Source organism: Mariniflexile fucanivorans (assembly GCF_004341235.1).
Lineage (GTDB): Bacteria > Bacteroidota > Bacteroidia > Flavobacteriales > Flavobacteriaceae > Mariniflexile > Mariniflexile fucanivorans.
Window position 1 is genome coordinate 489,381 of sequence record NZ_SLUP01000002.1, and the last position, 14,860, is coordinate 504,240.

Annotated in this window: 9 protein-coding genes; all 9 read right to left on the reverse strand. The window is 35.6% G+C overall.

Annotation, left to right across the window (positions count from 1 at the left end):
- Positions 1 to 17 precede the first annotated feature (17 nt).
- Complete coding sequence (locus EV196_RS05680) at positions 18 to 1,925, reverse strand: glycoside hydrolase family 97 protein (protein WP_165876108.1); 1,908 nt, start codon at positions 1,923 to 1,925, stop codon at positions 18 to 20.
- Between the two features lie 96 nt (positions 1,926 to 2,021).
- Entirely contained in the window at positions 2,022 to 4,112 is a 2,091-nt protein-coding gene (locus EV196_RS05685) for a right-handed parallel beta-helix repeat-containing protein (protein ID WP_132215948.1), read from the reverse strand.
- A 19-nt stretch (positions 4,113 to 4,131) separates the two neighbouring features.
- Positions 4,132 to 5,607 (reverse strand): sulfatase family protein, encoded by a 1,476-nt coding sequence (locus tag EV196_RS05690; protein ID WP_207902814.1) that lies wholly within the window; start codon positions 5,605 to 5,607, stop codon positions 4,132 to 4,134.
- A gap of 43 nt (positions 5,608 to 5,650) precedes the next feature.
- On the reverse strand, positions 5,651 to 7,039 hold the full coding sequence (locus EV196_RS05695) for an FAD-dependent oxidoreductase (RefSeq protein WP_207902815.1): 1,389 nt from the start codon (positions 7,037 to 7,039) through the stop codon (positions 5,651 to 5,653).
- Between the two features lie 112 nt (positions 7,040 to 7,151).
- Positions 7,152 to 8,705, reverse strand: coding sequence for a sodium:solute symporter family transporter (locus tag EV196_RS05700; RefSeq protein ID WP_132215951.1), 1,554 nt, complete (start codon positions 8,703 to 8,705; stop codon positions 7,152 to 7,154).
- On the reverse strand, positions 8,705 to 10,081 hold the full coding sequence (locus tag EV196_RS05705; RefSeq protein ID WP_132215954.1) for a hypothetical protein: 1,377 nt from the start codon (positions 10,079 to 10,081) through the stop codon (positions 8,705 to 8,707). Before EV196_RS05705 ends, EV196_RS05700 begins: the two co-directional genes overlap by 1 nt.
- Before the next feature lie 73 nt (positions 10,082 to 10,154).
- Entirely contained in the window at positions 10,155 to 11,780 is a 1,626-nt protein-coding gene (locus tag EV196_RS05710; protein ID WP_132215957.1) for a fasciclin domain-containing protein, read from the reverse strand.
- Positions 11,781 to 11,982: 202 nt separating this feature from the next.
- Positions 11,983 to 13,608 (reverse strand): fasciclin domain-containing protein, encoded by a 1,626-nt coding sequence (locus tag EV196_RS05715; RefSeq protein ID WP_132215960.1) that lies wholly within the window; start codon positions 13,606 to 13,608, stop codon positions 11,983 to 11,985.
- Positions 13,609 to 13,659: 51 nt separating this feature from the next.
- Positions 13,660 to 14,850, reverse strand: coding sequence for a glycoside hydrolase family 88 protein (locus EV196_RS05720; RefSeq protein ID WP_132215963.1), 1,191 nt, complete (start codon positions 14,848 to 14,850; stop codon positions 13,660 to 13,662).
- Between the last annotated feature and the right edge of the window lie 10 nt (positions 14,851 to 14,860).

The window sequence follows — 14,860 nt, forward strand, 5'->3', positions numbered from 1 at the left end:
AATTAATTTATAGTGTTTTATTCAGGTGTAATCATCATCACAAAGCCATTGTTTGACTTCAGGATAGCTTGGTAATTAGACTGGTTATTAATCTTCATCTCGTCAATTCTAACCTGAGTTCGTGTTTTTATTTCAGGATCATCTGTATAAATCTTCAATTTATAATTTTTACCGGAATCCAGAAAGGAAAAATCGATTGGTAACGATGTGGGCTGTTCGCCATTTATTCCTCCTACAAACCAGTCGTTACCTTTTCTACGAGCAAGTACAGCAATTTTACCTACCTCAGCTTTTAAAACTTTTGTTTCATCCCAAGTTGTGGGTACTGCATCAAAAAATTCCAATTCAGGTTCGTTACCAATGGTTCTGGTATCTCCCCAAAGCGCATCATCTTTCACTGGAGAAGACGGAACTCTATCATACCAATACAAAAACTGAATTGGACTAAACAAACAGACTGTTTTTGCCATTTGAGAAGCATGAGAGCCCATTTTTTCTACTCTTGAATTATAGTAGCACACCGTATTATCAACAGCTCCTGCTAGCATACGCGTAAACATAGTTGTAAGTGTTTGTTCATTGGTTGTGGAATGCTCGTCTCCCATAACACCCTCTTGCGTTAGTAAATTAGGATAGGTGCGTGAAAACCCTGTAGGTCGGTAATGATCATGGACATCTACAACCATTTGGTACTTAGCACATTTTTCAATCGCTTCGTGAAGCCATGCTGTAGCATCTTGTGTTCCTATTCTAACAAATCCAAATTTAATTCCTGAAACGCCCCAGGCTTTAAAAAGGGGCAACAATTCATCTAATTGTTTTTCTAAGGCACGACGATTTACATACAACATCACCTTAATGTCTTTTTCCTTTGCATATTTACAAACGGCTTCCAAATCAAATGGTCCTTTAGAACGTTTAGGATCTAAGGTAACTGTCGTAGCATCGGAGTTATCACTCATCTCATTGCCATACCACCCCGCATCAAAATGAACATACTGCATGTTATGACTCGCCAAAAAATCAATCGCTGCCATGCCTCCTTCAGTCGTTAACGTTGCTTCACGCAATGCTTTCCCGGGTGTAATCCAAGATTGGTCTTCTATTTCACTTGGAGGATTTAAGTTAGCAATTAAATAATTATGTTCTAAGAGTGTTCCTTCATTTTCTGCCATCATCACGACTCGCCAAGGCGATTGAAATGGTAATGTCATTTCTACTTTACTTTTATCAGAAAGCTTACCAACTATGTTCCCTTTGATTACATCTTGCTCTAAACTTTCTAATTTCACCTCTAATCTGGACTGTATACTAAATTGATGTTCTGGATTGTATTCAAAACTCATTCTAGAATAATCAACCAAACGCGCTTCTGCTAAAGCCACTTTATAATCGCCACAATCTATCAAAAGTGGGCGTTCGCACCCAGGTTTCAGTTCGCTTATAGGTGTTTTTGTATATATACTTTTTGAAGTTGTAACACCAAGTTCCCGTTCTGGAGTGGCCCACACACTATAATCATCCTGAAAATTATATGTAATTACTTCATCTTCTATTTGTAGCGTTTCTAAACCACTTTGTTTTGGAACTTCATAAGAAAAAGCAACCCCTTCATTATAAGCGCGACAGATTAGATTGAGTTTTGCTGTTGAACTTTCTAAATAAATTTTTACTTCATTATAATTGTCAGGAATTGTGCTACGCTCTCCTAGATGGGTAGTCCACTCGTTTTTAACGGATGACTCTTCAACTTTGGTAATTGAAAAAGGCGTTGAAAAATCAATATCTTTTGACTGAAGATCTACCACTGAAGGCAAAATCACCTGCTTATCCTGATATTGTACAGCATACGTAATTTGTCCTTTATCCGTTTCTTTAGATTGAGGAAAAAGCGTTAATATATTTACACCATCCGGCGATTTCAAAATAATCTCCTTTTGATTTTTACAAGAAAAAATCATAAATGAAACTACTATCGTACAAAAAAATCTTTTAATTATCATCTTATTTATTTATTAAAATTACCAAAGTGTACTTACATCTTGCGGCCAATCATCAATACTTTCATAATCTATATTTCCTTTTAAAAACTTACTATTTTCTTTGGTTACACCGCATTTGTACAAAACCAAATCTAATTCCTTATTGTTGAATTTACTGTCGATAATATAAACGCCTCCAACTTTTCGCCACAAAGCACCATAGCCATTGTTCACTATTTCACATTTATTGATGATGATATTTTGAGGTGCATATTTAGGATCTTCTGTATAATTCCACTTATCGTAATAATTCTCACAAGGAAACCACAAAGCTGCATTCTTACATTCAGAAATATTGTATTTGTGAAAAAATATATACTCTGCTTCTTCATGATCTGCTTGAACACCATTGTCATTAGCATTGCGAATTTCACATCGCTGAGCCAATACAAATTCGCAAGAGGTATATTTGTTTCCTTTTCCTAAAATAGGATTGGACATATTACAATCTGATTGTAAAATATTTTTATTGTATAGGAAATATACATTATGAAACAAACTCCCTCCGGAACCATTGTATTGAAAATCGCAATTATCCATCACAATATTATCGGTGCGTTTCATGTGAACTCCCTGTGCAGACCAATCTCTAACGGTTACATTTTGGAGCATAAATCTATTATGTCGCATCCCATTTTTACCAGAAGTACGAATACCATTAACTCTTTCTTCACTTCTAGTGCCTTGAAGAATGAAATCTCTCATAATAAAATCCGTGACTTGTGGCGTAGGTTCTAGATTAATGCCTGAGTTAGTCAATTCGGGTCCTTGCATTACAATCGTTTCCGAACGTCTTTCTCCTGCCAACATCACTTTGCTTTTTGGCACCAGTGTGGTGTTTAAGTAGTGTATTCCCTTTTTTAACAACACAACACCTCCACCAGATTCACTAACTTTATCCATTGCGGATTGAATGGACTCTCCAGGGTTTACCTCAACCACATTGATTAAAAATTGCTGCGGATAGGTGACGTGCTGAAATTTATCTCCCCATTTTTCTTTCATTATGGCATAAACCTCTGGTTCAATTTCCACTTTCGAATAAGCAAGATCAACAGCGTTGTTTAATTTACTGTTTTCGTATACAAAATATTTTGAGGTCCATGTTTTTTCTTCATTTGATGGAATTGATAATTGAATTTTATGTTCAGGGCACCATGTTTTATTGTTCAATTGAAGCTTAGCGCCTACTATGGGTTGATCAATCGCCATCATCATTCCAGCTCCAGTTTTCTCATTCTCAATATTAAATTTATTGTAATCAGCAGCATTTTTATAGCCTTCTAAATCAATAAAAATACTATTTCCTGATTTCAATTCTTCCAACAACCTTACGCTATTACCATTAACGTCAACCATTTCTTTAGTATCGCTAGTTGAGGAAAGTTTAAAAGGGTATTTAATTCGCAATGAAGAAAAATCAGTCGGGTTATCAATCATAAAAAAATGGTGTTGGTACTGATCAAAATTGATTTCTTTTTCACCAATATTCTTCAATGTATGTTTAATATGAAAACCTTTACCCTTAAGTTGTATGGTTTTTTCATATTCATATGCATAGCCAAAATCACTTTTAATGGTATGCTTAAAAGTAATCCAATCTTTACCTTGACTTACCTTCCATGTTCCATGATCCAAAATCTTATAAACATGAGAATTTGAATTCTTTATTTTTTGAATAATGCCTACTCCCAGACGAATAAAAGTATCTACTTGGTTACTTAAAGCTATTTCATTTGAAGATTCTGCAATACCAAACACATCTAGAGGATCCATAGGGTTATGAGTATCTTTCCATGGATTGAAATAGTCATGATTTTTGTATTTAACTTTCCCAATGATTCCCGACCAATCGTAAGTGGTAGAGCGGTAAAAACCTTTTTTTGCATCTGGTAAAAACACGTCTATACTCACTTCTTCATTTGAAATAGTGGTGCTTGGGTATTTTGATTTAGAAGTCTGCGGTAATATAGAGTTTTCTTCCGCATATAATTGCGTAACTGAAGTCAATAGAATCATTACAATCAAAATCGTATAACTCTTTAACTTACTAATTTTAATATTCTTCATTTAGGGTTACTATTCAATATTATTTACTGACTGATTTGTTTTTACTTTCCCCAATGGGTCTTCTGTTTTCTTCCAGTTCCATGTAAAAATGTTCAGCCTCTTTAAGCATATCATTGGCTATTTCTGGGTATTGGCTTAACTTATCATACTTTTCAGAAGGATCAGTTCCAAGATTATACAATTCTACAGGAATAAATTCACCTGAAATGTTACGTTTCACAAACAATTTCCATTTGTCATTTCGGATAGCCTGATAATTTGATGGTTTTTGAGATCCGCTACCTCCAAAATAATGAAGAAATTTATGTGGACTGTTTTTATTTTCTTCCTTAAGTAAAGGCACTAAGTTTTTTCCATCAATCACACGGTCATTTGGGATTTGAGTATCTGCTAAGTAAGCAAACGTAGGCAAAAGGTCGATAGTGCTTGCCATAGCATTACTTCTTATTCCTGAAGGAATCGTTCCTGGCCATCTAAAAATACCCGGGACACGCATACCTCCCTCATACATGCTGCCTTTGGCACCTCTCAATGGCCCTGCGGAACCACCATCGGAACCATATTTAGGTGTGGGTCCATTGTCTGAAGAGAAAATCACAAGTGTATTCTGATCTATACCCAAATCCTTTAATTTTTTTAATATTTCTCCAGTACTCCAATCTACCTCCATAATGGCATCTCCATACAAACCTCTATCTGATTTTCCTTTGAATTTTTCACTAACAAATAGATGCGTATGAGGCATCGTATGAGCTAGATAAAGAAAGAAAGGTTCTTTGGAATTGTCTTCGATAAATTCGAGTGCTTTCTCCGTATATCGTATTGTCATTTGCTCTTGATTCGGGTTTAACTCTATTACTTTTTCATTATTCATGAGTGGTAACGGAGGAAAACTCCAAGATCCTCCAACGGTATATCCCACTTCCTCCTTACGATCCAGTATTTGTTGCATCAAATCGGTGTCTTCTAGATTCTTTAAAGCGGTATTACAGTGATACGGCCACATATCATGAGAATATGGAAACCCGAAAAATCGGTCGAATCCTTGTTGTGTTGGTAAGAACTCAGGCGCATCTCCCAAATGCCATTTGCCAATATGCATCGTACGATAACCCGCACCCTTAAGTACTTCTGCAAGTGTAATTTCATTTGGATTAAGTCCAAAATTAGATTCAGGCAACTCGTTAAAAGAATGACTTACTCTTGCATGGTAACTACCTGTCATCAGTTGTGCTCGAGAAGGACCGCAAACTGCAGCTGCATAAAAGCTTGTTAACCGCATGCCCTCGGCAGCCATACGATCGATATTGGGTGTTTCTATATTTGGTGACCCATAACAACCAAGATCTCCATAACCTTGATCATCTGTGAATATCAGTATAATATTAGGTTTGGTTTTGGGCTGATTATCCAGTGCCTCCTTTTCATTATTTTTAAGCTGTGGTTTACATGAAAAGATTAATAAAACTAGTATTAAAATTAGTTTTTGCATCATCTGAAATTAAGGCTTTATAAATATCATCTTTTTAACGCTTTTTTTATTTTGATCCTAAATATGCACCATGCTCTAATAACTTTTCTTCTAATTTAACATACTCAAGGTCGTTTGGATTCACATTATTTATAACCGACAATGCCGCAAGCGTTCCTGCTCCTTGACCAATGGCCATGGCAATAGGCGTTACACGCAACCCTGCACTGGCATAATGGTCTGCACCAATGGCCCGACCTGAAAGTACCAAGTTAGCCACTTCATTCACCAAAAGTGAATCGGTAGGAATATAATAAGCACCATCGTCTTTTAAATGCACCGTATCTGTAGTACCACCATCAGGTGAATGGATATCCAATGGATAACCTCCAACTGCAATGGGATTTTTAAATCGAACTTCGTTTACCAAATCCTCAGAAGTTAACACGTATTTGGCATGTGGATGTCTCGATTCTCGAATACCAATATGCGGTGCCGTACTTACAAAAGTGGCATTTTCAAAACCTGGAGCATATTTTCTAAGGAAATTAAAAATTTCAACACATTGTTTGCGACCCATGGTTTCGGCTTTACTTAAATCGAATGGGTTCATGGGATTGAAACCAAGTACACGGGACGTATTGAAAATAAATTCACCTTCGGTATTGGTTTCAAAAAACAACACATTATCTCTAGGCACCGTCACTTCTCCATTAGCTTTGGCCTTGTTCCATAAATCGTAAAAGCCCCATGTTGAAATACGTTTGGTTTTTTTTAATATTTCAGCTTTATCAGCAGATCTTTCTTCGGCATCAAACTGATCCCAGTTGTTAATCATGTATTCGCGAAGCTTTTCAGTATTGACATTGCCCACTTTAATATTGGTGGTCATGGGTTGCGATTTGTTATCTTCAGGACGCCCTTCGGTAAAGGGAACACCTGAGAGTTTTACTATTTCACTATCACCACTAGCATCTACAAATACTTTTGCTGGTATTTCTTGAATTCCTCCACGATTATGGACAAATATCGATTTGATCTTATTGTCTTCTTTTGAAATATCAATTAAACGGGTATGATATAAAATCTCTGCTCCTGCTTCGATAACCATATCTTCTAACGTTACTTTCAACATTTCAGCATCAAAAGGTGTTACTGTAGAACAATAGCCTGTACCGTCTAAAATATGTCCAGGACTTGCCCCCTTTGCCACTAACCTGCTGACCATTTCATTTGGTGATCCAAACACTAATTGTCTTCCTGCTTTGTTATGGAAAGTCATCATAGGTCCAACTCCCATAGCGGTTAAAGAGCCTCCTAAAAAACCAAATTGTTCAATTAGTAATGTTCTTGCTCCGGTTTTTGCTGCTGCAATGGCTGCATGACTACCGGAAACGCCACCTCCAACTACTATAACGTCATACCCTTCTATCAATGTTGTTTTGAATGTTTTCATGTATCTTTCTTATTTTTTTTATTGGTCACATGGCACTTCCTTTTAGTCATTTCCATATGGATAACTCAGTCTCGTTATGGAAGGTTCATGTATTTATTTTTCTCTATTTTATTTAAACCTTTACTATGTTCTTTTCACTATTTACTTTTGAATGTAGCAAGGCAATTATGATAACCACTAAAGCACCTACTGGGAACCACCAAAAGAAACTTATACCATCATAATGCATCCATGCAATGACCAAAATGGCTATAAATGCCCCCATTAATATACCTGTGAATTCTCCTTTACGCATCAATGCTAAAAATGCGATTCCTATTAAGACACCGTAAGCATAGCCAGGAACCTTAAATCCTAATGCTAATAGACCTCCATCTTGAAAAAAGCTAAATCCATAAGCCAATAAAGCCAAAACAACGCCCCAAACCACGATAGCGATTTTCGATATGGTAACCACCTTGTTTTCGTCCATGGTCTTTAATTTAGGAAACACAAGCGTTCCTACACCCATAACACTGGTTTGAGAAAGTGCGGTTAATGCGGAGTCTAATGTTGAGATGCCCGCTGCAAACATAGCGGCTATAATTAAACCTGAAATACCATTTGGCAATTCGTTTACCACATAGTAAGGAAAAATTCTATCGGGCTCGGAAGCAATGGAACTATTTACTAAATCCGATAACGGATTGATATCATAATAAGCCACTAAACCGATGCCTACAAAGGCCATAATCCAAGTGGTGGCAACACCAACCACCGAAAAAGCAACCGCTTTTCGTGCCTCTTTTAAATTTTTACAACATAAGGCACGCTGTGTCACCACTTGATCTACGGCATTAGAGCCAAATTCGAAAAAAGTACAACCTAAAACACCTACCCATAAGGTGTAGGTTTTATGGGGGTCTAAAGATAAATCCAATAAAACCAATTTTGCTTTATCATCGGCTATGGCCATCATTTGTCCAAAACCGCCCGGAATATCGCTAATAGCATAATACAATGCGAAAAAAGCACCTGCTATAAAAATGATGAACTGTATGGCATCGGTCCAAACTACGGTGGTAATACCACCAATATACGACCAAACAATGGCAAACAATGCAATAATACCAATGCACACCATAGTACTTTGCCCTGTGATGACACTAAGCACCAAAGCGGTACCCAATAAGCGCACCCCTTGGCTCATGGTGGCACCAATCATGAAAAAGGTTCGGGATAATTGGCTGGTTTTTATACCTAATCTATTTTGAATAAAATCATAGGGACTAAAAATACCTTCTTCGTAATACTCCTTCAGCAGCACATAAACAAACAATACATTACCCAATGCAAAACCTATGGTCATTTGTAAATAGGTCAAGTTTCCATTCATGGAAAAAACAAATGCCGGTACTGCTATAAACGTAGCGACACTGGTTTTTGTGGCTATTAAAGACAAAGAAACTGCCCACCAAGGCAAATTATTTCCGCCTTTAAAAAAAGCATCCAAGCCTTTATCTTTGTTTTTAACTAATTCGCCAATGACTGTAGTTCCTAATAAAAAAACTATGAGGATAACCCAATTTATGGTTGAAAAATGACTAGATGCTATGTCGTTGGTTTGTTGTGCAAAGACTGCTAAGCCACAAAAAAAAGCCATAATTACGATGTAAAATTTTTTCATTAATCTATTTTATTTTTTTCAAACATATTGTTTTTTCCTAAATCTTCTAATAATTCGCCATTGGAAACCACTTTGTTATTTTCTGATAGTTCCTTAAAAATTATAGGCATACCCGTTTGATTGTTTAAAGTAATATTATTTGCCCCTGAAAATTGTTTTGGATCGGAATTAGGATTTCTATACCTATGAACATCGGACCAAAAAGATTCTCCAAATACTATTGGACTTACTTTTGTTCTTTTTTTATTATCATAATTTTTAATGATTATGGTATGTCCTGAACCATTTATTTCTGCCAAACGTTTCACAGGATAATCACCAACACTAGGCATCAGTTCTAATTCTACTTGACAATTTTTCACATTATTACCAGGAAAACTTAACAAGGGGCCATATTGTGCATCGCCTCTGGAATTTTTCACAACGGCATTACTTGCTACGGAATAGCCTTTTTCTTGACAGCCTATAACGGTGCAGTTTTCTATTTCTGTTTTACCTATATGTGCATTTAAATCGATGCCAGAACGCATATTTTTTATGGTCGTGTTAATAACCGTGATATTTTCTGTTTTTCTACCTACTAACGATCCGTATGGATAAGATCTAACACCATCTTCTGAAAGTGCTTTAATCTCATTAGGAAGTATTTTTCCTGGAGGGTAGTCACTAGAAAAACCTGTTTCAAAAGCGGGTCCTGAAGTTTCTGCCAACATCGCATCGGTTGAGCGCATTTCTCCTTCAACATAACAATCTTTAATAAAGGTATTAACAGCACCTTGCATAACAATACCATGACCAAAACCCCTAGTAATAACAGTGCAACCTAACAATTTTGTATCTTTTCCCGATACTAAAAGTGAGGAATGCTTTTGGGGCGTAACAATGGGGTTGGCACCTTTACCAAGCAAGTGCCCGTAACCGTATGGATACGAGCCTTGAATGTGAAGTTTTACATTTGAAATAGTGTTACCGTCGCCCATAACATGCATCATAATAGCTCCGCGAATTGGATGTTCATGCCCCATATCCTTAACCTCAAGTCCTTCAATAGTATTGTTGTTTCCACTCACAAAAACTTCGAAAATATGATTTTTACCAAACGCCTTATGCAATTTGGTATCTAAATGTATAATGACATTGTTTAAAATATATTTACTGTTGTTACCTGAAAAATACAACAAAGCTGAAATTGGGTAATCTGTTTCTGGTTTTCCATTAGTGTATTTTTTTAAAATAACATTATGGCTCAAATCTGTATTTGTTATATGATATTCACCAGGTGCTAATTTAACGGTTACATTATCTTGGTTTAAATATTTTGAAAGTTCTTGTAATGTACTAACTTCAATTATTTCACTACTTCCTTTACACGACATAAAAAAAGTCATAGTTATAATTAAACATGTAAGCTTTTTTCTCAACATTAAAGTTTTTGTAAAATTAAAATTATTATTCAATTGGAGTAAATTCAAAATAGTCTAAACCAATGGCTCCAGCTTGTATCGATGCAACTCTAAGCACGTGACTCTTTTGTTCAGGAAGAAGCAACTCTTTAGTTATAATACACCTAATAAAAGTTTGACTATCATAGGCTGAAACACCTGCACTACTTACAAGTTCTTTCAACCCAGGCCGCCAGCCATTTGCTTCCATAACTGCTTCGTCAGGATAACCAACATCGTTGGCCTTTTTCCTCGCATCCCATACAGAACCTATGGGGTCTCCGTCCCAATAAATTTGATAAACCCCTCTGGCAGAATTACCTCCGTTTCCACATACTGTTACTTCATATTTCCCTTTAGGCAACACAGGTGTATCAAATTCGTACCATTGAAGGCTTGCCATACTAAATGTTATATAGTCATGAGATGGATTCGCTGTACTACGTAAAAACCTTAAATTGGCCTCAGGGTACCATCTTATACCCGTATAAGCTGTACTTGGATAGTATGTATTAGCCTTAACCAATCCAGATTGATATTCGGGTTGTGATGTTATAGGATCGAAAATCACATATTTTGGTCTTGGCGTAAATATTGTAAATAACTTGTTTACCGTATGGTAAACTCCATTTTTGGAAGGGTAATTACTTTCGTTAATTATCAAGGATGTCCAAGTTTCAATTTCACCAGTCTCCGTTTCGTTTAATTTGAGTTCTTTATCTGTTTTAAACGATTTCCACGTATTCCTTTCTAAAACTGTACTTACAAATGCATCATCTGGAAAATTCCTAGAGTACAAAAAACTAAGTGTTGCATGATAAGCCACATATCTATTAAGTCCATTTTGGGTATTGGTAAAATCTGTATCAACTGGAGAAAAACTTTCTACCAAATCTTGAAAAGTATTGATACCTTCTTGAGCATAAACCTCATCCGATTCCGCTAAAATAGTAAAGTTATTTTTTGAACCAAACTCATTGTAAATAGCCGAAAACTTCTCATAATAACCCGTTTGTTTGAGGGCCTCAACAAAAATAGTATGTTTTCCTGCCTTATCCATTACAACCGGAACTGGGTCTATATAAGGATCTAACACTCCATTTGTTGCATGTATAATACCGTTACTGGCACTTATATCATACTGCTCCAATCCTACCGTACGGTTAATTTCTACATTAGAAATCCCACCACCTTTTAAAAAAGAGGTGGTAATGAAATCGCCCGTGTAAGTTGTATCAGGAAGTCTTCCTTCTACAAAACTACTTGTGGTTCTAGTCGTTGGAATTGTGTTAAACTTTACTAATATTTTTAAAAATTCAATATCTTCTTGATTGGTAATTTCACTTACCGATTCAACATTAAACTTTTCTTTTATATAAGCTTTAACAGCCTCATTTGTTGGTACAAAACAGGTATATTTTCCATAACTTTTAAAAGCATTATAAAATTCTGCTTTTTTAAGAATTTCAACATATAGCGAAAATGTTTCTGGTTTTGACTCTAGTGTTTGGATAATTGTCAAATCGCCTGAAGTAAAAAATGTGCTTCCATCGAGTTTGTCATCGCATCCAATCATGCCAAGCATAATTAGTGCAAGCCCTCCAATCCAAGTAGTAAGTTTATTATTTTTCATAATAATTAAGAGTTTTGAATTTAATTCGGGTTAAAATAATTTTTATTTTTTTATCAATGGAGAATAAAATAAAGTACTAAAAATGCTTAAATTATTTTTGTAATTACCTCACCTTCCTTTCTCCTTCACAAGGTGAGATGCTACTTTTAAGCGAATGAAACTTACTTTGCCATATATTTCTATTACTTTTTAAGAGTTAATATTATTGAATAGGGGTAAATTCAAAATAATCTAAACCAATAGCTCCTTGCTTTATTGCTGTTACCCTAAGTACATGACTTTTTTGTTCAGAAAGAAGCAACTCTTTAGTTAAAATACACCTAATAAAAGTTTGACTCTCATATGCAGAAATACCATCTTTATTCACTAGCTCTTTCAACCCGGGTCTCCAACCATTTGCCTCCATAATTGATTCGTCAGGATAGCCAACACTATTTGCTTTTTTTCTCGCATCCCAAACGGCTCCTAAAGGTTCACCATCCCAATACACTTGATAAACACCTCTAGCAGAATTGCCTCCGTTGCCACATACCGTTACTTCATATTTACCTTTAGGCAAAACTGGTGTATCAAATTCATAATATTGAAGGCTAGCCATGCTAAACGTAACGTAGTCGTGTGATGGGTTTTTTGAACTTTTTAAAAACCTTAAATTCGCCTCAGGATACCATCTTATACCCGTATAAGCTGTACTTGGGTAGTATTTACCGCTTTTTACCAATCCTGATTGATATTCGGGTTGGGAGGTAATAGGATCGAAGATGATGTATTTGGGTCTTGGTGTGAATATTGTAAATAACTTATTTACTGTATGGTAAACACCATTCTTGGCAGGGAAATTACTATTATCCATTATCAATGAAGTCCAAGTATCATTCACCCCAGTTTCTGTTTCGTTTAATTTAAGTTCTTTATCTGTTTTTAACGATTTCCATGCATTTCTTTCCAAAATGGTTTTTACAAACGCATCATCTGGAAAATTCCTAGAATATAAAAAACTAAGTGTGGCATGATAGGCCACGTACCTGTTCAAATCATTTTGTAGATTGGAAAAATTACTATCATTGGGAGATAACCTGTTTACCAAATCTTGAAAAGAATTTATACCCTCTTGAGCGTAAACTTCATCCGATTCCGCTAGAATGGTAAAGTTGTTTTTTGAACCGAACTCGTTATAAATAGCTGAAAACTTCTCATAGTAGCCCGTTTGTTTGAGGGCCTCAACAAAAATGGTATGCTTCCCTGCTTTATCCATTGCAACAGGCACCGGATCTACATAGGGATCTAAAACACCATTTAAGGTATGTATAAGCCCATTAGCAGCACTTATATCATATTGTTCCAATCCAACTTGTCGGTTAATTTCCAAATTGGATATACCACCCCCTTTTAAAAATGATGTGGTAATAAAATCGCCCGTGTAAGTTGTATCTGGAAGTCTTCCTTCTATAAAACTACTGGTCCCTCTAGAGGTAGGTATCGTATGAAATTTTACTAGTATTTTTAAAAATTCAATATCTTCTGGATTCGTAATCTCATTTACCGATTCAGCATTAAATTTTTCTTTTATATAAGCTTTTACAGCTTCGTTTGTTGGTACAAAACAAGTGTATTTTCCATAACTTTTAAAAGCATTATAAAACTCAGCTTTTTTAAGAATTTCAATATATGACGAAAACGTTTCTGGATTTGATTCCAATGTTTGGATAATCGTCATATCATTTGAGGTAAAATATGTACTATCTTCTAGTTTATCTTCGCACCCTAAAGTGACGACAACAATTAACACGAAGGCACTTAGCCAAGTAAATAATTTATTAGTTCTCATAATATATAGTTTTAATATTTAGTGTTTAGTTTTAGTCGTTTGAATTTTAAATTAGGCTTTCCATTTTTTTAGCCTTAATAAAGCCTCCAGATAATAATAATCAGCATAAATAATTGGCACATCGATTTCTGAATTTTTAGGGTGGTGTCCTGTTGAGTGCAGTAGTAATGCTTGGTTATTTTCATTGCTTAAATAAGCATCGGTTGATAACATATTTATAAATCGTTTAGCAGCACGATAGTATTTATCTTTCAACTCATCGTCTTTTACCAAACCAGCTAATTCCAGCATACCGCATGCAGCTACTGCCGCTGCCGATGCATCTTTTGGTGCGTTTGGTATTCGAGGGTCGTCAAAATCCCAGTAAGGGATACCATCTTCTGGTAAGCGCTCTAAATACTTATCGGCAAGATGGATGGCTGTATTTAAAAAATCTTCTCTTTTGGTTTCTCTATAAGCAAAAGAAAATCCATAAATGCCCCAGGTTTGTCCACGTGCCCACATAGAATTATCGGCATAACCTTGATGGGCTACCCCTTTTATAAACGCTCCTGTTTTAGTATCAAAAGAACCTAAATGAAAGGTGGTGTAATCGGGTCGTACTAAGTTTTTCATGGTAACCTCTGCATGACTTTCTGCAATATCATATAAACGCTTTTCTCCTCCATTTTTAGCTGCCCAAAAAAGTAATTCTAAATTCATCATATTATCTATAATGGTATTATGTGGATATTGAGGTTTCATTGGCCATGAGTGAATTGAACCAACCACTGGATTATAAAGCGTTGCTAAAGTATCTGCTGCTGCTAACAGCACCTGTTTATATTCCTCATTCCCTGTAAGTCTATACGCATTACCATAGCTACAATAAACCTGAAAACCTATATCATGATCTAATGCAGGTGTGTAGCCTATTTGTTTAATAGGTAAAGTGAATTTTTCTGCTGCTTTTTTTATGGTTTCATCACCTGAATACTCATACGCATACCATAAAACTCCAGGCCAAAAACCACTACACCAATCTGTTACGCCAACACACTCCCACTCTTTTTCTCCAGTAGGTATATTTCTTGGAAAACTATCAAAATCTTTCAATTGTTTTAAAGTTTCCTTAGTTTTAATTACACTTAAATCCAGCACTTTATCCACATTTATAGTTGATTCGTCTTTTTTTATTGAAAAACAACCAGTGAACACCAGCGAAATAAATAATGTATATATAGTTTTCCTAAAAAATTTCATAATGTATTTA

Bases quoted from the DNA above. Each gene is read 5' to 3' on its own strand.
- EV196_RS05690 (WP_207902814.1), bottom strand. From the start codon at position 5,607: ATGATGCAAAAACTAATTTTAATACTAGTTTTATTAATCTTTTCATGT.
- EV196_RS05700 (WP_132215951.1), bottom strand. From the start codon at position 8,705: ATGAAAAAATTTTACATCGTAATTATGGCTTTTTTTTGTGGCTTAGCA.
- EV196_RS05705 (WP_132215954.1), bottom strand. From the start codon at position 10,081: ATGTCGTGTAAAGGAAGTAGTGAAATAATTGAAGTTAGTACATTACAA.
- EV196_RS05720 (WP_132215963.1), bottom strand. From the start codon at position 14,850: ATGAAATTTTTTAGGAAAACTATATATACATTATTTATTTCGCTGGTG.
- EV196_RS05715 (WP_132215960.1), bottom strand. From the start codon at position 13,608: ATGAGAACTAATAAATTATTTACTTGGCTAAGTGCCTTCGTGTTAATT.
- EV196_RS05695 (WP_207902815.1), bottom strand. From the start codon at position 7,039: ATGAAAACATTCAAAACAACATTGATAGAAGGGTATGACGTTATAGTA.
- EV196_RS05685 (WP_132215948.1), bottom strand. From the start codon at position 4,112: ATGAAGAATATTAAAATTAGTAAGTTAAAGAGTTATACGATTTTGATT.
- EV196_RS05710 (WP_132215957.1), bottom strand. From the start codon at position 11,780: ATGAAAAATAATAAACTTACTACTTGGATTGGAGGGCTTGCACTAATT.